Genomic DNA, 18,685 nt, shown 5'->3' on the forward strand with positions numbered 1-18,685 from the left:
CGAATATTACAGTCTTGAAATATCAGAACCGCCGCCACACCGCCAGGACGGGTCCGTGATCAGCCGGAGTCTCTTGTCCCGACAACGTCTGGCGCCATCCAGCCTGCAGGCTCCACGCGCACAGGTCGTGCACGATCGAAATCTCGCGCTTCTGCCACCGGGATTTGGCCGGCTTGGATTCCGCTCGGCCGGCATAGGTCTGCACCATCAGAAGCCAGTGGGGCGTGGGCCTGAGCCCCGCCGTGGCGTCGATCCGGGTCTCGTCCGCCAGGCCGCTGCGCTTGAGGCGCGCGACCTGCAGTTCGGCGAAGCCCTGCGCCTTGCGCCACTGCCTCGAGGTTCCCACCAGAAGACGCGCCTCCAGGTCGGTGTCGCCCTGGCCCGGCGCGGCATAGCCCGCGTTGCGTCCAACCCCGTCCTTGATGGCGCCCAGATAAAGGCTGACCGCTGATCGATCCGTATGCACCAACGCATAGCGCAGACCCAACTCGATGGGGCCGAGTCCTTCATAGTCGACGAAATTGTCGTGGCCCCGGGTCACAGCCGCCTTGGTCTGCAGGGTCAGGCGGTCGGTCAGGCCGTACTCGCCGTAGACCGACAGACTTTGGTCGCGCCGAGGATCGATGGGAACCTCGACCTCGGCGGGATCAAAACCCCTGTCGGCCTTCTGGTCCTCGTACTTCAGGATCAGTTGCCCCTCGCCGTCCCGCATCGGCCAAGCCCCAGCCTGGGCCGAACCGGCCGCGCCGACCAGCGCGCAAAAGAAAGCCGCCGCGACCCCAAGGACCGCGGCGGCGTTTCGTTTTCGTCGTTTGGGCGTCAATCAGCGTAACCGGGGGATTCCCGGTCGAGTTTGCGCAGACAGCCGGGCCAGGCCAAACCGGCGATCATGCCCATGCCCATGCCCGTCTGGCTGCGGACCTCGGCCTGGGCCGCGTCCGGAGCCTTGAGCACATTGTCTCGACCGGCGCTGAGCGCCATGACCTGCTGGGCGCAGGCGCGTTCCAGGAAGAACATCCCCAGCCAGCACTCAGCCGCCGTCATCCCCACGGCCAGGGTGCCGTGGTTGCGCAGCATCATCAGCTTTTTCTCGCCGAGGTCGGCCACCAAGCGTTCCCGTTCGTCAAGGTTGAGCGCAATGCCTTCATAGTCGTGATAGGCGAGCTGAGGCAAGACAATTAGCGACTGCTGCGATAGCGGCAGCAGGCCGTCCTTGTTGGCCGACACCCCCACGCCCTGATCAGTGTGCAGGTGCATGACGAAATGGGCGTCCTCGCGAGCGGCGTGGATCGCCGAGTGGATCGTGAAGCCCGCCGGATTGATGAAGTACGGGGTCTTGTCGATGACGTTTCCGTCAAGGTCGACCTTGACGAGCATGGAGGCGGTCATCTCGCCGAAGAACATGCCGTAGGGATTGATCAGGAAGTGGTGCTCGGGCCCCGGGATACGGGCCGAGATGTGGGTGAAGATCATGTCGTCCCAGCCGTGGACGGCGACCAGGCGATAGAGCGCGGCCAGGTCGACGCGGGCCTTCCATTCGGCTTCGCTGACCTGATCCTTGAGCGACGTCGTGATCTGCGTAGCACCGTCGGCCATGAGCGGATCCTCCATAGGTTATCGTTGTTAGCTTGAAGGTCGCGCCGCTGGATGCTTGCGTCAAGCGGCCGTTCGGGACAGGGAGACTCGCGCGTCATCCAATTGGTCCCGAACGAGTTTCCCATGATCCCCTGGCAGCATCTCGACACCGCCAAGGTGCCCGGCGACGGCGAGCCGCTGCGGTTGATGCGGCGCGGGACCGAATACTCGATCATGACCGGCGGCATCGAGCTAATGAACAGCCGTCTCAGTGGCTCGGAAGAAGCCATGGCCGCCCTCGCCTTCGAGCGGATCGGCGCGCGCCCCAAGGCCCGGGTGCTGATCGGCGGGCTCGGCATGGGCTTCACCCTGCGCGCCGCCCTCGCCGCCTTCGGGCCCGACGCCGAGATCGTCGTCGCAGAACTTGTGCCAGGCGTGATCGCCTGGGCGCGGGGGCCGCTGGGGAAGCTGCATGGCGCCAGCCTCGACGATCCCCGCGTGCGCATCCATGAGGGTGACGTCGGTGAGCCGATCCGCGACAGCGAAGCCACGTTCGATGCGATCCTGCTGGACGTTGACAACGGCCCCGGCGGGCTGAGCCGCAAGGAAAACGATGGCCTCTACAGCCCGACGGGCCTGGCCGCCGCCAAGCGCGCCCTGCGTCCGGGCGGCGTGCTGGAGGTCTGGTCCTCGACCCGTGACAGCGCCTTCACCACGCGACTGAAGCGCGCGAGCTACGCCGTCGAGGAGATCGGCGTCCGCGCCCACAAGGGGCGCGGCGCGCGGCATGTGATCTGGATGGCGACGCGGGCTTAATCCCCGCGATCGCCCTTCATCAGCCGCGCCTTGTCGCGCTGCCAGTCGCGGGCGGCCTCGGTCTCGCGCTTGTCGTGGTTCTTCTTGCCCTTGGCCAGGCCGATCTCCAGCTTGGCCAGGCCCTTCTCGTTCCAATAGAGCTTGAGCGGGATCAGGGTGCGGCCGTCCCGCTGGACCGCGCCGATCAGCTTGTCGATCTGCTTGCGGTGCAGCAGCAGCGTTCGGTGGCGGCGCGGCTCGTGGTTGAAGCGGTTGGCGTGGCCGTAGGGCGGGATGTCGGCGTTGATCAGCTTGATCGTCCGCCCTTCCACCGAGGCGTAGGACTCGGCGATGTTGGCCCGACCGACGCGCAACGACTTGACCTCGGTGCCCGTGAGCATCAGGCCCGCCTCCATCGTCTCCTCGATGAAGTAGTCGTACCGCGCGCGACGGTTCTCGGCGATCGGCTTGGTCATCAGACCAGACCCGCCTCGCGCATGGCCTCGAGGATCGCCGGCTTCACCGCGTCGTTGCACGCCGAGATCGGCAGGCGCACGTCGGCCTCGCACAGGCCCAGGTGAGCCATGGCGAACTTGGTCGGCGACGGCGAGGCGTCGAGGAACAGCGCCTTGTGCAGGCGCACCAGGCGATCCTGCCAGTAGAGCGCCGTCTCCCACGCCCCTTGCAGGCAGGCGTTGATGAACGTGGCGCAGGCGTCGGGGGCGACGTTCGAGGTCACCGAGATCACGCCATGACCGCCGTGGGCGATGTAGCCCAGGGCCGTGGGGTCGTCGCCCGACAGCATCACCCAGTCCGGACCGCACAGGACCCGCTGCATCGAGGCGCGGGTCAGGTCGCCGGTGGCGTCTTTGATGCCGATGATGTTGGGCAGTTGGGCCAGACGGGCCAGGGTCTCGTTGGTGACGTCCGACCCCGTGCGGCCAGGCACGTTGTAAACGAACACCGGCAGTTGGACCGCGTCGTTGATCGCCTTGAAGTGCTGATAGATGCCTTCCTGGCTGGGACGCACATAGTAGGGCGTGACCACCAGGGCCGCATCGGCGCCGACGGCCTTTGCGTGGGCGACGAGTTCGATCGCCTCGGCGGTCGAGTTGGAGCCGGCTCCGGCGATCACCGGCACGCGGCCACGCGCCGTCTCCACGCACAGCTCAACGACTCGCTTGTGCTCCTCGTGGCTCAGCGTGGCGGTCTCGCCGGTGGTGCCGACCGGCACCAGACCATGCACGCCGCCGGCGATCTGGCGCTCGACCAGGGCCACGAAGGCTTTCTCGTCCACCGCCCCATCGCGGAATGGCGTGACCAGCGCCGGAAGAACGCCTTTGAACGGAGAATGAGCCATGACTTGCAATTTGCCGTGAGAAACGCGCCGCGATGGTTGCGGCCTGAGGATGGGGGCGGACAATATGTCCCGCTTCCCATGTCCCGCAACCGGTCCGTAGCGCTCTTCACCGATTTGGGGACGTTTCTGCACGGGTCAATCCGTTGCGAAGCGGTCTATAGATGCCCAACGGGGTCGAACCCGCCGCAAATCGGCCCCGCGATCAGCCGAGAACGGCGAGAATACAGCCCCCAAGGGCCGAGAATCGAAGGAGACGACGTTTTGGCGTCAGGGTTGACTAAGGTCTTGTTGGGCGGCGCGGCTGTCGTCGCGCTCTTTGGGGTGGCCCTCGCCCAGGACGACGTCGACCTGCCTCGCGCGCCGCAGCCCTACACCGGCGGCGCCACGCCGCGCGGCCTGATCACAACCCCACCCACGGCGACCTACGCCACACCCGCCGAGGCCGACGCCGCCAATCTGCGCACGGCGGTCAGCAGTCGTGACCCGTCGACGATCCGCATGGCGATGTCCAGCATCCAGGACCCGCTGTCGCGCAAGATCGCCCTGTGGGCGCTGGTCGACACGGCGGCCGAAAGCATGAGCTTCTTCGAACTGGACCAGGCGCGTCGTGACCTGTCGGGTTGGCCGCGCGCCCAGCGTCGCGAGAACGCCGCCGAGAAGGCCCTGGTCACCTCGGGCCTGGACGCCCAACGGATGATCGCCTGGTTCGGCGGTCGCGATCCTCAGACCGCCGAAGGCGCTATGGCTCTGGCGGCCGCCTACCAGGCCGCCGGCCGCACTAACGACGCCAGCAACCTGATTCGCCGCTGGTGGCGCGACCAGGTGTTCGAGTTGGACGCCCAGCGCGGCATGCTGGGCCGGTTCGGCAACCTGCTGACGACCGACGACCACGTCCGTCGCGCCGACATCCTGCTGTACGGCGCCCAGGGTCCCGCGGCCCGCGACATGCTCACCCTGCTGCCGTACGACCAGCAGGCGCCGGCCCAGGCGCGCATCGCCTTCCGCTCCAACGCCAGCAACGCCAACGACCTCTACGCCGCCCTGTCGCCGGCCCAGCAGGCCCAGCCCGGGGTCGTCTTCGAGCGCGCCGCCTATCTGCGTCGCAAGGGCCTGGACACCCTGGCCCTACCGTTGGTCAGCCAGTTCCCCGCCCCGCCCCCCAGCGCCGAAGCGGCCTCAGCCATCTGGCGCGAGCGCAAGCAACTGGTGGTGTCCGCCCTGAAGGCCGGCGACAGCAACGGCGCTTACGCGGCCGCCAACGCCCGCCTGAAGGACGGCTCGGACGCGGCCGAGAGCGAGTTCTACGCCGGCTGGATCGCCTTGAGCCGCCTCAAGAACCCGGACGCGGCCGCCGATCACTTCGCCCGCATCGCCGAGATCGGCGCCTCGCCGATCACCCGTGGCCGGGCTCTCTATTGGCAGGGCCGGGCCGCCGAGGCCCAGGGCGACCGTATCGCCGCCCAGGCCTTCTATGCCGACGGCGCGCGCTACATCACCACCTTCTACGGCCAGCTGGCCGCTGAGAAGGCGGGGATCAAGGAGATCCGCCTCGACAAGGATCCGACGATCACCCAGGCCGATCGCGCCCGCTTCGAGGGTCGCGAACTGGTGCGCGCGGTGCGCACTCTGATGGCCGCCGGGGCGCGCGACCAGGTCCGCGTCTTCGTGCTTTATATCGACGACCAGCTTCCGACCGCCGAGGAAGAGGCCCTGCTGGTCGACCTGGCCCGCGGCTATGGCGACCCGGACCTGGCCATGCGCGCGGTTCGCACCGCCGCCCAGCGCGGCTTCATCCTGCCCGAGCGCGGCTATCCGTTGCTGGACCACCTGTTCACTCCAGGACCGGGCGCGGCCGAGACGGCCTTCGTCTATTCGATCTCGCGGCAGGAAAGCAATTTCGACGCCAACGCCCGCTCCGGGGTTGGGGCGCGGGGCATGATGCAGCTGATGCCTTCGACGGCCGCCATCGTCGCCAGGCAGATGGGCGAAAGCTACAGCGCCGACCGCCTGTCGGATCCGTTCTACAACATGCGCCTGGGCTCGACCTACCTGGGCAGCATGGTCAGCAACTTCAGCGGCTCGTACGTCATGGCTTCGGCCGCCTACAACGCCGGGCCGGGCCGCCCCGCCGCGTGGGTGACGCTGTGCGGCGATCCGCGCGGCGCGACCACCGATCCGCTCGACTTCATCGAGTGCATCCCCTTCTCGGAAACCCGCAACTACGTGATGCGGACCATCGAGACGACCATGATCTACCGCGCTCGCCTGAACGGCGGCACGGCTCCGCTGACCCTGTCCAGCGACCTGAAGCGCGGCGGCTACAACTATGCGGGACCGGCGAGCGCGGGAGCCTTGCCGCCCATCGGAGGGACGACGGCGACCTCTACCGCCATTCCGCAGGGCGGCTACGTGCCCGGAACGCGGTAGCGACCGGCCGGAGCCGGGCCTGGTTTCAGTCCGTGACCAGGCCGTGCAGCAGGCCGTCGAGGGTAACTTTCATCAGTTCCTCGCGCGGCGCCCAGTTGCGGTCCGGCATGGTGATCAGCAGCGCCACCAGGCCGTGGCAGGCGGCCCACAGCACCTGGGCCGCGCTCTCGCCCGAACCGGTGCGCAGGCGGCCGGCGGCGGCGATCTCGTGGATCGGTCCGCTGAACTCGGCGAAGCAGCGATCACCCAACTCGGCCGTGGCGGCCTGCTTTTCCTTGGAGATCACATCCCGCGAGCCGCAGAACACCAGCTGATAGGTGTTGGGATTGTCGAGGGCGAACTTCATGTAGGCCTCGAGCATCAACTTGACCCGCGCCACCGCGTCGATCGGCCGATGGGCGATGTCGACATTGACCGCCAGGAGCTGGCCGATCGCGTCATCGCTGATCTCCAGCAGGATCTGGTCCTTGTCGCGGAAGTGCATGTAGAGCGCGGTCGACGACACGCCCACGGCGTCGGCGATCTTGCGGATCGTCGCCCCCGCATAGCCCTCGGCGATGAAAATCCTCTCCGCCGCGGCTAGGATTTCTCCCCGGCGCAGATGGCCGTCGCCTTTCGGCTTGCGGGCCGACTTGTGCGGCTTCTTCAGCGCGACCGTCACGATATGGCGTTCCCCTACCTAGTCCCCGAACGCGACACTAAACGGGAATCACACAGAGGTCGCAACTCTCGACGATTTACGCGAAACGCGTGTTTTTCCGTTTGACACTTTATGGTTGAAGATTCGTTATCTGCTCGCTGGATCCGATAGAGCGCGGCGGGGGCGATGGCGCGAGAGGAAAGAGACCAGCAACAGCGCGCGTTTGCGGCGAATGCGGTCCACGACGGCTGGTTCGAGGGCGAGCTCGATGATCCGACATCGGCGACCAAGCCACAACACGACGGCGCGCATCGGCGATTGTCGCGTGGCCAAATCATCGGACTGGCGATCTTGCTCGGGAACCTGCTTCTCCTCGCGTCGACGCAGTTCGACGTGATGCTGCAGGGACTTCATCTGCTGTTCTTCGTCGGTTTCATGGGTCACTCGACCGTCAAGCTGGCGGCCGCCTTCACGCCACGCGCATCGCCCCTTGCCCCGCCACTGCCCGACGAGGCCTTGCCCGCCTATACGATCATCGTCCCCCTCTATCGCGAAGCGGCGGTGGCGGCCGAACTGATCGCCAATCTGGCGCGGCTGGACTATCCACGCGATCGCCTGCAGGTGCTGATCGTGCTGGAGGCCCGGGACCACGAGACCCAGGCCGCGTTCGGGGCCCTGGACCTGCCGGCCGGCTTCCAGGTGCTGATCGCCCCGCCCGGCTCGCCACGGACCAAACCCCGCGCCTGCAACATCGCGCTGGAGCGAGCCCACGGCGAACTGGTGGTGATCTACGACGCCGAGGACGCGCCGCATCCCGGCCAGCTTCGCGAGGCCGCCGCGCGTTTCGCCCAGGCCGACGCCGGCCTCGCCTGTCTGCAAGCGCCGTTGCGGATCGAACCCGATCCGCGCTTCCTGCCCGATCAGTTCGCCCTCGAATACGCCGTGCTGTTCGACGTCTTCCTGCCGGCCTTGGCCCGCTGGGGCCTGCCCTTCCCGCTGGGCGGCACCAGCAATCACTTCCGAGCCTGCCATTTACGGGCCGTGTCGGGCTGGGACGCCTACAACGTCACCGAGGACGCGGACATCGGCTTCCGCCTGGCCGCCCAGGGTCACCGGCTGGGTGTTCTGACCCTGCCAACCTTCGAGACCGCCCCCACGGCCTTGACCGTCTGGCGGCGGCAGCGGGCGCGCTGGATCAAGGGCCACCTGCAAACCCTGGCCGTGCATGCCCGGGGCCGCGCCGCCCGCACCCCGAGCGGCGTCGTGGCGCTGGTGCTGACCCTGGCCTTGCCGGTGGCCTCGTCCCATCTGCACGGTCCGATGTTCGCCTGGCTGTTGCTCCAGTGGGTGGGCTCGCTGCTCGACCTGTTCCCCGACGTTCCGGCCATGGACTGGATGCTGATGTTCTTCGGCTGGAGCTGCGCGGCGATCGCCGGCGCCCAGGCCCAGCGACGGGCCGGGCAACGCGAGAGGATCCTGCCTTTGCTCGGCGCGATCGTCTATTGGCCGCTCCAGAGCCTGGCGGCGATCGAGGCGCTTCGCCAGTTCGTGGTCGCGCCCTTCCACTGGGACAAGACTCCGCACACGCCCCGCGCCGCCAACCCTCTGCTGCCCCGCCTGCTGGCTCGGACTGGACGGGCCTTGCCCTGAGCGCGTATTGGCGGGGCATGGATCCGACTATCGCCGCCGCCCCCCTCGTCATGCGCACCACTGGCTGGGCCGACTACGCCTTGCTGGACAGCGGCCATGGCAAGAAGCTGGAGCGCTACGGTCGCTACACCGTCGTGCGCCCCGAGCCGCAGTGCTTCTGGGCTCCGCGCCTGGACGCCAAGGTCTGGGACAACGCCGACGCCGTCTTCGACCCCTCCGACGAGGACGAGGCCGGCCGCTGGCGCTTCAAGGGACGGCCGCTGGAGAAATTCGACCTGGCCTGGGGCGAGGCCAAGTTCCACGGCCAGTTCACGCCCTTCCGACATCTGGCCTTCTTCCCCGAGCAGGCCGCCAATTGGGCCTGGCAGGACCAGCGGGTCCGCGCCTTCAAGACCCGCCAGCCCAAGGTGTTGAACCTGTTCGGCTATACCGGCGTCGCCAGCCTGGTCTGCGCCGCCGCCGGCGCGGCCGTCACCCACGTCGACGCCTCCAAGAAGTCGGTCGGCTTCGCTCGCGAGAACGCCGCCTTCGCCGGTCTCGCCGACAAGCCGATCCGCTGGATCGTCGAGGACGCCCGCCGCTTCGTGGCCCGCGAGGTGCGGCGCGGCTCGCAATATGACGGCATCATCCTGGATCCGCCGAAGTTCGGGCGCGGGGCCGACGGCGAGGTCTGGCGGCTGTTCGAGGACCTGGCCGAGCTGACCACGAACTGCGCCCAGATCCTGGCCCCCGACGCCTCGTTCCTGCTGATGAACGCCTATGCCGCCCGGGTCTCGGGCGCGGCGATGTCGGGCTTGCTGGCTCAGGAGCTGAAGGGCCGCGGCGGTGTGATCGACTGGGGCGAGCTGTCGCTGGTCGAGGAAAAGGGCGACCGCCAGATCGGCCTGTCGTTCTTCGCCCGCTGGGCTTCGGAGTAAGCGCCGTGAACGCCCCCCAGCACGCCAAGACCGTCACCTCTCTGTCGAACAACACCGTCAAGGCCGTCCGCGCCCTGCATATGCGCAAGGAACGCGAGGAGAGCGGCCTGTTCCTGGCCGAGGGCCTGAAGATCGTCATCGAGGCGATCGACTGCGGCCACGCGCCCAAGATCCTGATGTACGGTCGCGACGCCGCCGATCACCCGATGCTGCAGAAGGCCAGCCAAGCCTGCCTGAAGGCCGGCGGCGAAGTGATCGAGGTCAATCGCGAGATCCTCGAAAAGGTCTCGCGCCGCGACAATCCGCAGGCGGTGGTCGGGGTGTTCAAGCAGGTCTACACGCCGCTCAGCGCCATCGTGCCGCAGAGCGCCCCGTGCTGGGTGGCCATGCAGGCCGTGCGCGATCCCGGCAACCTGGGCACCGTGATCCGCACCGCCGACGCGGCCGGCTGCGGCGGGGTGATCCTGGTCGGCGACTGCGTGGATCCCTATTCGGTCGAGGGGGTGCGGGCCACCATGGGCTCGATCTTCGCGGTCAAGATCGCCAAGGCCAGCATCCAGGAGTTCCTGGCCTGGCGCGACGAGTGGCCCGGCAGCGTGGTCGGCACCCTGCTGACCGCCACGGTCGACCACAAGAGCGCCGACTATGTGAAGCCGTCGCTGATCCTGATGGGCAACGAGCAGCAGGGTTTGCCGCCCGAACTGGCCGCCGCCTGCGACGTCAACGTCAAGATCCCGATGCGCGGCCGGGCCGACAGCCTGAACCTGTCGGTGGCGACGGGGATCATGATCTACACGGTGACCGGCTAGTGCGATCGCGGCGGGGCGTGAGCGTAGCGATCGTCCTGGCGCTGAGCGCCGTCGCTTCCATGGCTGGCGCCCAAGACGAGCCCGCTCCCGTCGCCTCCATCGAGGCCCCCGCCGACGCGACGCCAGCGATCGGCTCGGGCCCCTATCGCTACCAGATGACGCTCCGCTACGGCCAGGGCGAGGCCGAGCGGCGCATGCCGTTCGCCCTCAGCCTAAAAGAAGGCCTCCTGCCGTTCGTGGCCGAGGAGAAGGCGGTCTGGCGCGGCGTGACCGACGACGAAGGCCGCACGCCCGTCTTCGCCCTGCCGAACAGGATCACCGCCAAGGATGTGTTGTTTCGCCCGCGGCTCGGCGACGGTCCGCTGGGCGAGCAGATGCAGTTCGTCTCCGAGGCCGACGGCCATGGCCTGACGCTCCACTATCGGCTGGTGCTGTGCACCAGTCCGCCCCAGCAGTTCTCCGGCCTGTCCGACGGCGACGGCGTCACCGCCTACGCCGCCTCGACCACCCCGGCGCATATTCTGGCCTACGCCCTGGATGACGATCCCCACTTCGTCGGGCGCGACGAGGTGTTGTTCTGGACCGACAAGGCCGAGCCTGGCGTCGATGTCCTGGACCGCAAAGCCGTCAAGGCGCGGGCTAAGCAATTGAAGGCCAACCGCAAGGCCTGCAAGAAGGCCTAGCCGCGACTGGGGCCATTCGCACCGTGCCGAACCTTAAGTCCCCAAGATCGCACAAGATATGCTATGATGTGTGGGCGCGTCGGATCTCGACGCCCTTTTCACTCTCAGAAACGCACACCCCGCGACGGTTCGTTCCGCCCTCGGCAGAACGGACAGTCGCTGTTGCGTCTCTTATGCGGACGACGAAGACGCCATGGCTCAACGCGCGGAAATCACCAGCATCGCCCGGAACGGGCGCCACAGCACCTACGAGCGGATCACCCACGTCTGCGGCGGCGTCGACAAGCCGTGGAAGCTGACGATCAAGGAAGCCATCAAGCTGATCGACACCGGCAAGTGGCAGTTCTTCGTCATGCGGGACGGCGCGCCGGTGAAGGTCGAGGCGCTGAACAGCCGCACGGGCTGCCGGTATCTTAAGACGGCCAACGACCGGTACGAGCCGCACGACATGCTGGCCTTGCCCGACTGCCCGGCCGACGAGGCCGTGGCCTGACGCCAGGCGAATGGGGACGGGCCGACAGGCCCGCCCCCGCTTGGCGAACTACTTGATGCGCGTCCACTTCTCGGTCTTGCAGAAGGGCGCCACGATGCAGCCCTTGAGCTTCAGCTCATTGGCCGAGACCACGGTGATCGTGCCCGAATAGGTGCCGCCGTCCGCGGCGTTGTAGACCTTACCGCCGGTCCACTTGGACGGGCCGCCGGTGAAGTCGTACAGCATCTGCATGTTCTTCAGGGGCCGGCCACGCAAGGACGCGTCCTTATTCTTCTCGTCCTTGACGGTCGGATCCTTCTTGATGTGATCCGAATTGACCAGCTTGCCGCACAGGCTGTTGCCGCAGCGGCTGATCTCGACCTGGCCGCCATTGGTCTGGGTCTGCCACAGGCCCGTGGCGTCCTGGGCGAAGGCCGAGGCGGAAACGGCGGACAGGGCCAGCGCGGCGGCGAGGATAGGCAATCTCATGGGGTCGTCTCCCTAGTTGTTATCCCTTTCTAACGCGCGTTCGGCTGAACCGGCCATGAATTGATGGCCAAGTTCGAACAAGCCTGGCCGATCTCCTAGAAGGTCCGGCGTTTCGAGGACGGGCTCGAGCAGGTCGTATAGCTGTCGGCGTTGAGCCTTCCGGCCACCATGCCCAGCTTGGCCGGCAGGTCGCGGATGTGCGAAGCGCCGGTTTCCTTGACCGCCGCCAGGGCCACGCTGCCGCAGGCGAAGGCGTCCTGCGCGGCGTCGTGGTGCTTGAAGTCCACGCCCAGGAAGTCGCAGACGGCGTTCAGCTTGGCCGACGGCAGGTCCGGCCAGGTGTTCTTGGCCACCTGCACCGTGCAGATGTAGTCGAAGCAGGGAAACGCCAGGCCATAGAGCTCGCAGGTGCGACGCATCACGCTGATGTCGAACGACGCATTGTGGGCGATCACCGTCGCCGTCTCGATCCGGGGCCGCAGCCGCGCCAGCACGTCCGGAAACGCATCGGCGTCCTCGACATCGGCGGGGCGGATGCCGTGGACGGCGATGTTCCAGCCCGAGAACCGCATGTCGATCGGCCGGATATAGTGGTGCTCCACCTCGGTGATCCGTCCGTCCTCGATCCAGGCCAGGCCGATGGCGCAGGGGCTGGAGCGTTGTTCGTTGGCGGTCTCGAAGTCGATGGCGACGACGGGCATCCTAGCCGCCCACCATGGCCAGCCACTCGTCCTCGGTCATCACCTGGATGCCCAGGTCCGTGGCGGTCTTCAGCTTCGAACCCGCGCCGGGACCGGCCACGACCAGGTCGGTCTTCTTGGACACCGACGAGGCGACCTTGGCCCCCAGCCCCTCGGCCTGGGCCTTGGCCTCGTCGCGGGTCATCTTCTCCAGCGAGCCGGTGAAGACGATGGTCTTGCCGGCCACGGCGGTGTCGGTCTTGGGCTTGGCGACGGCCTGGATGTCGAGCTCGGCGATCAGGTTGGCCACCTTCTCGCGATTGTGCGCCTCGGCGAAGAAACGGGCGATCGACTGGGCCGCCACGGGACCGATCCCGTCGATGGCGGCCAGTTGCAGATAGTCGTCGCCCGGCGCCCCCTGCCCCGCCTCGGCCAGGGCTTGAGCGAAGCCGCTCCAGTCGCCGTATCGCTCGGCCAGGGCCGCTCGGGCCGGCTTGTTCAGCTTGGGCACGGCGTGGCCGATCTTGACCTCCAGGCTGTCGGCCTCGGGCCAGGGATCGGCCTTCAGACCGCCCTTTCCGGCCTCGACCAACTCGTCGCGCGCCTTGGGACCGACCCCGGCCGCGCCCGACAGCTCCAGATAGACCGCCCCCGGCAATTGCCCCGCCGCTCGCTCGGCGGCGGCCTGCAGGTCCTGGAAGCGGTCGAAGTTACGGGCCAGCACGGTCGAGGTCGTCTCGCCGATGTCGCGCATGCCCAGGCCGTAGATCACCCGGTCCAGGCCGATGGTCCGCCGCGCCTCGATGCCCTTGATCAGGTTGGCGACCGAGGTCTCGCCATAGCCGTCGCGGGTCCGAAGCTCCGTCAGCTTCTCCTCGTCCTTGGCCAGCTTGAAGATGTCGGCCGGCTCCTTGATCCAGCCCGCCTCGAAGAAGGCGGCCAGCTGCTTCTCGCCCAGCCCCTCGATGTCGAAGGCGCGGCGGGAGACGAAGTGGCGCAGGTGCTCGATGCGCTGGAACGGACAAGCGAACTCGCCGCTGCACCGGCGCACCACGGTCTCGGCGCCGGAGGCCGTGGTCTCCTTGACGATCGGCGTGTGCAGCGGGCACGGGCAGTGGGTCGGGAATTCGAACGGCACGGCGTCGGCCGGCCGTTCCTCCAGCACGGGCCCGACGATTTGCGGGATCACGTCGCCGGCCCGTTGCAGGATCACCGTGTCGCCGACCATCACGTTCTTGCGGGCGATCTCGTCGGCGTTGTGCAGGGTGGCGTTGGTCACCGAGACCCCGCCCACCGTCACCGGCTTCAGCCGCGCCACCGGAGTGATCGCGCCGGTGCGGCCCACCTGCAGGTCGATCGCCTCCAGAATGGTGCGGGCCTGCTGAGCCGGGAACTTGCGGGCGATGGCCCAGCGCGGCGAGCGCGAGACGAAGCCCAGGCGGCGCTGCTGCTCCAGGTCGTCGACCTTGTAGACGACGCCGTCGATGTCGAAGGCCAGCTTGGGCCTCAGCTCCTCGAAGGCGGCGTAGGCGTCCAGCAGGCCTTGGGCGTCTTGAACACGGGTGGCCGGTGGAGCCGTCGTCACGAAGCCCCAGTCGTGGAGCTTCTCCAGCGCCTCCCACTGGCCGGTCGCGAACGGGCCGCTAGTCAGGCCCCAGGCATAGGCGAAGAACCGCAGCGGTCGCTGGGCGCTGATCTTCGGATCGATCTGGCGCAGCGAGCCGGCGGCGAAGTTGCGGGGGTTGGCGTAGGTGCGCTGGCCGGCCTCGAGCGCGGCGGCGTTGAAGGCGGCGAAGGCCTCCAGCTCGACATAGACCTCGCCGCGGATCTCGATCTCTTCGGGCCAGCCGGATCCCTTCAGCTTGTGGGGGATGTCGGCGATGGTGCGCAGATTGGCGGTGACGTCTTCGCCCACCCGGCCGTCGCCCCGCGTCGCGCCCTGGATCAGCACGCCGTTCACGTAGCGCAGCGAGGCCGACAGGCCGTCGATCTTGGGCTCGGCGGTGTAGAACACCGGCTCGCTTCCGAGCCGCAGGAAGCGGCGGATGCGGGCGTCGAACTCGGTGGCCTCGTCGTTGGAGAAGGCGTTGTCGAGGCTCAGCATCGGCACGCCGTGCTCGACCGGCGAGAACTGCTCGGCCCGCGCCGCGCCCACCCGCATCGACGGCGAGTTCTCGCGGATCAGCTCGGGAAACCGGGCCTCGATGTCGAGGTTGCGCCGCTTGAGGGCGTCGTACTCGCCGTCGGTGATCGTCGGCGCGTCCTGCTGGTGATAGCGCAGGTCGTGCGCCGCCAGCTCGTCGGCCAGCCAGGCCAGCTCGGCATCGGCTTGGTCCTTGGTGAGGTCGGCGACGGCGATCTGAGACACGGGCGAATCCAGAGGCTGGGGAACGGAGGCAGACTAGCGGGGGGCGGATGTTCCGGGGAGGATTTTGTAGCGACCACTTCCCCCTACGGACCGCTTCGCGGTCGTCTTCCCCCGGAGGGGGAAGAGCCTCCTTGGCGAACGCAGCACGAGGCTCCGCCCCCTACGGGGGCGGACAGACGGCGAAGCCGTCAGGTGGGGGCAAGTGGGTGTGATCTCACGCCAAAGGCCATGAGTTGGTGGGAAGGGTGCGAAGCGCCCGGGCCTCGCCCGGAGTAGCTTTGATTTGAGTACCGTTTCGACGAAGTTCAGGCGCTTCGCGTGGAACCGTTTTCCAGAAGCCTTCGGATCGCGGATTTTTAACCCGCTCCGATGGAGGCCCCCGACGGGCGGAGAGTCGGCTGAACTCTCCGGACCGTGCGAGCGATTTCAGCCCGCACCTGCTGCGTTCGCCGATCCCTCGCCGCCTGGGCTTCGTCCTGTGTTTCAAGGAACCTGCCCAGGACGTCCGAAGCGTCACTCAAGACCACCGACGAGCGCTTCCCGCTCGACCACCCCTGAAAGCCGTTCGGTCGCCGGCCGGACGCCCTCCCCGTGCTCTCAGGTGGGATCAGGATACGGGCGGTCTGGAGGGGTGAGGATAGATTGGGGTCGAGAAAGTTCAGGGCTTTGAAATCTCTGAACTTCAATCTCCATCCGCCGAGGATAAACGCCTGCTGACGGAGACACACGTATGCGCGTGCCTCCAGGCCCGCACCTTGCTCTCAGACGGCCAAGGAGCCCGCCGCATGTCCCGAACCGCCACGATGTCCCAGGCCGGCCTGTCGCGCGGCGGCGCCCTGGACCTTCTGCGGTTCGTCGCGGCGCTGTTCATCGTGCTCTATCACGTGGCCGAGCGCGCGCCGGTGTCGCTGTTCGCCATCCATCCGGCCTTCGGGCGCGGCTATCTGGCCACCGATTTCTTCCTGATGCTGTCGGGCTATGTGCTGGCCAAGACCTACGGCCCGCGCGTGCTCGGCCCCAAGGATCAGGGAGGGGGCGTGAGCACCGCCGAATTCCTCAAGCGCCGCCTGCTGCGCATCTGGCCCGCCCACCTGGTCATGCTGGCCCTGTTCGTGGCCTTCGTTCTGGTCACCGGCGCCATCGGCCTGGCCCCGCAGAACCCGCAGTGGTTCCAGTGGAGCCAGTTGCCGCCGCAGGTCTTCCTGGTGCAGGCTTGGTTCGTGCCCGGCGCGTCGGGCTGGAACATGCCGACCTGGACCCTGTCGGCCCTGATCGTCTGCTACGCCGGCTTCCCGGCCGCCTGGCGCGCCACGGCCAGGATCGCCTCGCCCTGGACCACCCTGGCGATCGGCGTGGCGCTGTTCCTGGCCGTCGACCACGCCGCCAAGGTCGTGACGGGCATCCCCGCCCACCAGTTGCCGTTGCGCTTCGGCCTGGTGCGGGGGATCCCGCTGTTCGTCCTGGGCATGCTGATCGCCCGTCTGCCCACCACGATCGCACCGCGCCTGGCCGATGGCCTGGCCATCCTGGCCGGGGTCGGCGTCCTGGCCCTGCAGGTCGCTGGCCGCTTCGACCACGCCAGCCTGGCCCTGCTGGGCCTGCTGATCTACGCCGCCGGCGCTTCGGGAGCCAAGGGTTGGGGCTGGGCCGGCCTGGCGGGTCGCCTGTCGTTCTCGCTGTTCCTGAGCAACCAACTGGTCGCCGTGGTCTGGTTCGGCCTGCTGCGGGCGGTCGAGAGCAAGCTGGGCGTCCAGGGCCCGATGTTGTGGGTCGCCTGGGCCCTGGCCCTGCCCGCCTGCGTCGCGGCCGCCTGGCTGTTCGAACGCTTCGTCGACGCGCCGTTGCAGGTGTGGATCAGGGGCTGGTCGCGGAAGGATACAGCGGCCAAGACCGAGCCGGCGCTCGCCTAATTCTCGACACCCCACCGTTGTCATCCCGGAAAGCGCGCAGCGCTTGTCCGGGACCCAGGTGAACCGCACCGCATCTGCCCAGTCCCCTGGGTCACGGACAGCCACTGCGGGGCTTCCGAGATGACAGCCGTTTGAGCTTTGCGGCGCGGTGGAACTACCCGATCAGCGCCTTGGCCGCCGCCCGTGCGGCCTCGGTGACCTCGGCCCCCGACAGCATGCGGGCGATCTCTTCCTGGCGCTCGGCGGTCGACAGCGGTTCCACCCGGGTGCGGGTCGAGGTGTCGTCGCCGGACTTGGCGATCCGCCAGTGGGCGTCGGCCCGAGCCGCGACCTGGGCCGAATGGGTGACGACCAGCACCTGGGCGTTCGCCGCCAGGCGCTTCAGGCGCAGGCCCACCGCGTCGGCCACGGCCCCGCCCACGCCCTGGTCGACTTCGTCGAAGATCATCAGCGGCTGAGGACCTTCGCGGCCCGCCAGGGCCGCCTTCAGGGCCAGGGCGAAGCGGGCCAGTTCGCCGCCGGAGGCGATGGCCTCCATCGGGCCGAACGGCGCGCCGGGATTGGTCGAGATCTCGAAGGCCACGCGGTCGACGCCGGTGGGGCCCGCGCGATCCTCGTCGAGGGGCTCGACGGCGACGCGGAACCGGGCCTTTTCCAGCTTCAGCGGCGCCAGCTCGCTCTCGACGGCGGCGGCCAGGCGGTCGCCGGCGGCGCGGCGCTCGGCCGACAGGGCCTGGGCGGCGTAGAGATAGGCGTCGCGGGCGTCGGCGGCTTCCTGCTCGGCGGCCTTCAGGGCCTCGCCCGAAGTCTCGATGGCCTGCAGCTGGGCGGCGAACTCGGCGCGCTTGCCGGGCAGCAGCTCGGTAGCGACGTTCAGCTTGCGGGCCATGGCGCGCAGAGCGAACAGACGCTCCTCGGCCTTTTCCAGGCGGTCGGGCTCGAACTCGAAGCTCTCGGCGGCGGCGTCGATGGCGGCGACGGCTTCCTGGGCCTCGACCAGGGCGCGGTCGACCGCCTCGCAGGCGGCGGCCAGGCGGGTGACGGCCGGACCGTCGGCGGGGGCGCCGGCCTGGATGGCGCGGTCGCGGGCCCGTTCCAGGGCGCGGAAGGCGCTGGCCAGCTTGCCCGACAGGGCGTCACCGCCCAGGGTTTCGCTGGCGGCGGCGATGTCGGCCAGGGCCTTCTCGGCCGAGCCCAGCAGGGCCCGCTCCTCGGCCAGGGCCGTCTCCTCGCCCTCGCGCGGATCCAGCCGGTCCAGCTCGGACAGGCGCAGGGTCAGTTCCTCGGTCTCGACGGCGGCGCGGTCAGCCAGGTCGCGCAGGGCGGCGGCCTTCTCGCGGGCGGCGCGCCAGCCGCTCCAGGCCGAGGCCACGGTCGCCACGCGGACCTGCCCGAAGGCGTCCAGCAGGGTGCGATGGGTGCGCACGTCCAGCAGGCCGACGGTCTCATGCTGGCCATGGACCTCCAGCAGCAGCGCGCCCAGGTCCTTGAGCACCCCGACGCTGGTGGCCTGGTCGTTGACGAAGGCCCTGGAGCGGCCGTCGGGCGACAGCTGGCGGCGCAGGACCAAGTCCTCGTCGCGGGCGTAGTCCAGGCCCTTGTCGTCCAGATAGGCGAAGGCGGCGTGGTCGGCCGGCAGGGCGAACATGGCCGTGGCGCTGGCGTGGCCGGCGGCTCCCCGACGAACGAGCCCCGCATCGGCCCGCGCGCCCGTCGCCAGGCCCAGGGCGTCCAGAATGATCGACTTGCCCGCCCCGGTCTCGCCGGTGAGCGCGGTCAGGCCCGGGCCGATGGCCAGGTCCAGGCTTTCGATGAGCACGACGTCGCGGATGGAGAGACCGATCAGCATGTCGCGCAGGATCGCCGGGAATCACGGTTTTTCATAGAGGGCTTGTTCTCGTCACGTTCTC

Annotated in this window: 18 protein-coding genes; 8 read left to right on the forward strand and 10 right to left on the reverse strand. The window is 68.4% G+C overall.

All coding sequences use genetic code 11. The features are described from left to right. Positions 1-22 precede the first annotated feature (22 nt). Both G3M62_RS14220 and G3M62_RS14225 read right to left on the reverse strand, forming a co-directional pair. The gene (locus G3M62_RS14220; protein WP_165188048.1) at positions 23-712 is read right to left on the reverse strand and encodes a hypothetical protein; all 690 of its coding nucleotides are present in this window, start codon (positions 710-712) and stop codon (positions 23-25) included. Positions 713-819: 107 nt separating this feature from the next. After that, positions 820-1,596: a class II aldolase/adducin family protein gene (locus G3M62_RS14225; protein ID WP_165188050.1), complete on the reverse strand. Its 777-nt coding sequence runs from the start codon at positions 1,594-1,596 to the stop codon at positions 820-822. A gap of 123 nt (positions 1,597-1,719) precedes the next feature. On the opposite strand from G3M62_RS14225, the gene G3M62_RS14230 reads away from it, so the two are divergent. After that, a complete protein-coding gene (locus G3M62_RS14230; protein WP_165188052.1) occupies positions 1,720-2,391 on the forward strand; it encodes a spermidine synthase in 672 nt (223 codons plus the stop codon). On the opposite strand, the gene smpB is transcribed toward G3M62_RS14230, so the two are convergent. Both smpB and dapA read right to left on the reverse strand, forming a co-directional pair. Then, on the reverse strand, positions 2,388-2,846 hold the full coding sequence (smpB, locus tag G3M62_RS14235; protein WP_012287112.1) for an SsrA-binding protein SmpB: 459 nt from the start codon (positions 2,844-2,846) through the stop codon (positions 2,388-2,390). The genes G3M62_RS14230 and smpB overlap by 4 nt on opposite strands. Further along, a complete protein-coding gene (dapA, locus tag G3M62_RS14240) occupies positions 2,846-3,730 on the reverse strand; it encodes a 4-hydroxy-tetrahydrodipicolinate synthase (RefSeq protein WP_165188054.1) in 885 nt (294 codons plus the stop codon). Before dapA ends, smpB begins: the two co-directional genes overlap by 1 nt. A 261-nt stretch (positions 3,731-3,991) precedes the next feature. On the opposite strand from dapA, the gene G3M62_RS14245 reads away from it, so the two are divergent. After that, positions 3,992-6,157 carry a lytic transglycosylase domain-containing protein gene (locus G3M62_RS14245; RefSeq protein WP_165188056.1) on the forward strand — a complete coding sequence of 722 codons (2,166 nt, stop codon included), beginning with the start codon at positions 3,992-3,994 and terminating at the stop codon, positions 6,155-6,157. Between the two features lie 25 nt (positions 6,158-6,182). Here the strand turns inward: G3M62_RS14245 and G3M62_RS14250 are convergent, their stop codons facing one another. Together G3M62_RS14250 and G3M62_RS26520 are read right to left on the reverse strand one after the other, a co-directional pair. After that, entirely contained in the window at positions 6,183-6,818 is a 636-nt protein-coding gene (locus G3M62_RS14250; protein WP_165188058.1) for a TetR/AcrR family transcriptional regulator, read from the reverse strand. 126 nt (positions 6,819-6,944) lie between these two features. Then, positions 6,945-7,211 carry a hypothetical protein gene (locus G3M62_RS26520; protein WP_246263276.1) on the reverse strand — a complete coding sequence of 89 codons (267 nt, stop codon included), beginning with the start codon at positions 7,209-7,211 and terminating at the stop codon, positions 6,945-6,947. Here G3M62_RS26520 and G3M62_RS14255 point away from each other — a divergent pair. The 5 genes from G3M62_RS14255 to G3M62_RS14275 all read left to right on the forward strand — a co-directional run bounded on the left by G3M62_RS14255 (position 7,194) and on the right by G3M62_RS14275 (position 11,349). Further along, entirely contained in the window at positions 7,194-8,447 is a 1,254-nt protein-coding gene (locus G3M62_RS14255) for a glycosyltransferase (protein ID WP_246263277.1), read from the forward strand. The genes G3M62_RS26520 and G3M62_RS14255 overlap by 18 nt on opposite strands. 17 nt (positions 8,448-8,464) lie before the next feature. Then, a complete protein-coding gene (locus G3M62_RS14260) occupies positions 8,465-9,364 on the forward strand; it encodes an RsmD family RNA methyltransferase (protein WP_165188062.1) in 900 nt (299 codons plus the stop codon). Positions 9,365-9,369: 5 nt separating this feature from the next. Further along, positions 9,370-10,173 (forward strand): TrmH family RNA methyltransferase, encoded by an 804-nt coding sequence (locus tag G3M62_RS14265; RefSeq protein ID WP_165188063.1) that lies wholly within the window; start codon positions 9,370-9,372, stop codon positions 10,171-10,173. 17 nt (positions 10,174-10,190) lie between these two features. Then, positions 10,191-10,856: a hypothetical protein gene (locus tag G3M62_RS14270; protein WP_165188065.1), complete on the forward strand. Its 666-nt coding sequence runs from the start codon at positions 10,191-10,193 to the stop codon at positions 10,854-10,856. Positions 10,857-11,049: 193 nt separating this feature from the next. After that, positions 11,050-11,349, forward strand: coding sequence for a DUF3892 domain-containing protein (locus tag G3M62_RS14275; RefSeq protein ID WP_165188067.1), 300 nt, complete (start codon positions 11,050-11,052; stop codon positions 11,347-11,349). 48 nt (positions 11,350-11,397) lie between these two features. On the opposite strand, the gene G3M62_RS14280 is transcribed toward G3M62_RS14275, so the two are convergent. The 3 genes from G3M62_RS14280 to ligA all read right to left on the reverse strand — a co-directional run bounded on the left by G3M62_RS14280 (position 11,398) and on the right by ligA (position 14,865). Continuing rightward, on the reverse strand, positions 11,398-11,817 hold the full coding sequence (locus G3M62_RS14280; protein ID WP_165188069.1) for a DUF2147 domain-containing protein: 420 nt from the start codon (positions 11,815-11,817) through the stop codon (positions 11,398-11,400). 95 nt (positions 11,818-11,912) lie between these two features. Next, positions 11,913-12,518, reverse strand: coding sequence for a 3'-5' exonuclease (locus G3M62_RS14285; protein WP_165188070.1), 606 nt, complete (start codon positions 12,516-12,518; stop codon positions 11,913-11,915). Between the two features lies 1 nt (position 12,519). After that, the gene (gene ligA, locus G3M62_RS14290) at positions 12,520-14,865 is read right to left on the reverse strand and encodes an NAD-dependent DNA ligase LigA (RefSeq protein WP_165188072.1); all 2,346 of its coding nucleotides are present in this window, start codon (positions 14,863-14,865) and stop codon (positions 12,520-12,522) included. A 785-nt stretch (positions 14,866-15,650) separates the two neighbouring features. Between ligA and G3M62_RS14295 the strand changes: the two genes are divergently transcribed. Continuing rightward, the gene (locus tag G3M62_RS14295; protein ID WP_165188074.1) at positions 15,651-16,775 is read left to right on the forward strand and encodes an acyltransferase family protein; all 1,125 of its coding nucleotides are present in this window, start codon (positions 15,651-15,653) and stop codon (positions 16,773-16,775) included. 154 nt (positions 16,776-16,929) lie between these two features. On the opposite strand, the gene recN is transcribed toward G3M62_RS14295, so the two are convergent. Next, positions 16,930-18,624: a DNA repair protein RecN gene (gene recN / locus G3M62_RS14300; RefSeq protein WP_165188076.1), complete on the reverse strand. Its 1,695-nt coding sequence runs from the start codon at positions 18,622-18,624 to the stop codon at positions 16,930-16,932. Positions 18,625-18,685: the final 61 nt, after the last annotated feature.

Origin of the sequence: Caulobacter soli, from assembly GCF_011045195.1 — a bacterium.
GTDB classification, from domain to species: domain Bacteria; phylum Pseudomonadota; class Alphaproteobacteria; order Caulobacterales; family Caulobacteraceae; genus Caulobacter; species Caulobacter soli.

Bases quoted from the DNA above. Each gene is read 5' to 3' on its own strand.
- G3M62_RS26520 (WP_246263276.1), bottom strand. From the start codon at position 7,211: ATGAAGTCCCTGCAGCATCACGTCGAACTGCGTCGACGCGAGGAGAAG.
- smpB (WP_012287112.1), bottom strand. From the start codon at position 2,846: ATGACCAAGCCGATCGCCGAGAACCGTCGCGCGCGGTACGACTACTTC.
- recN (WP_165188076.1), bottom strand. From the start codon at position 18,624: ATGCTGATCGGTCTCTCCATCCGCGACGTCGTGCTCATCGAAAGCCTG.
- G3M62_RS14225 (WP_165188050.1), bottom strand. From the start codon at position 1,596: ATGGCCGACGGTGCTACGCAGATCACGACGTCGCTCAAGGATCAGGTC.
- G3M62_RS14295 (WP_165188074.1), top strand. From the start codon at position 15,651: ATGTCCCGAACCGCCACGATGTCCCAGGCCGGCCTGTCGCGCGGCGGC.
- G3M62_RS14285 (WP_165188070.1), bottom strand. From the start codon at position 12,518: ATGCCCGTCGTCGCCATCGACTTCGAGACCGCCAACGAACAACGCTCC.
- dapA (WP_165188054.1), bottom strand. From the start codon at position 3,730: ATGGCTCATTCTCCGTTCAAAGGCGTTCTTCCGGCGCTGGTCACGCCA.
- G3M62_RS14220 (WP_165188048.1), bottom strand. From the start codon at position 712: ATGCGGGACGGCGAGGGGCAACTGATCCTGAAGTACGAGGACCAGAAG.
- G3M62_RS14230 (WP_165188052.1), top strand. From the start codon at position 1,720: ATGATCCCCTGGCAGCATCTCGACACCGCCAAGGTGCCCGGCGACGGC.
- G3M62_RS14255 (WP_246263277.1), top strand. From the start codon at position 7,194: ATGCTGCAGGGACTTCATCTGCTGTTCTTCGTCGGTTTCATGGGTCAC.
- G3M62_RS14275 (WP_165188067.1), top strand. From the start codon at position 11,050: ATGGCTCAACGCGCGGAAATCACCAGCATCGCCCGGAACGGGCGCCAC.
- G3M62_RS14280 (WP_165188069.1), bottom strand. From the start codon at position 11,817: ATGAGATTGCCTATCCTCGCCGCCGCGCTGGCCCTGTCCGCCGTTTCC.
- G3M62_RS14260 (WP_165188062.1), top strand. From the start codon at position 8,465: ATGGATCCGACTATCGCCGCCGCCCCCCTCGTCATGCGCACCACTGGC.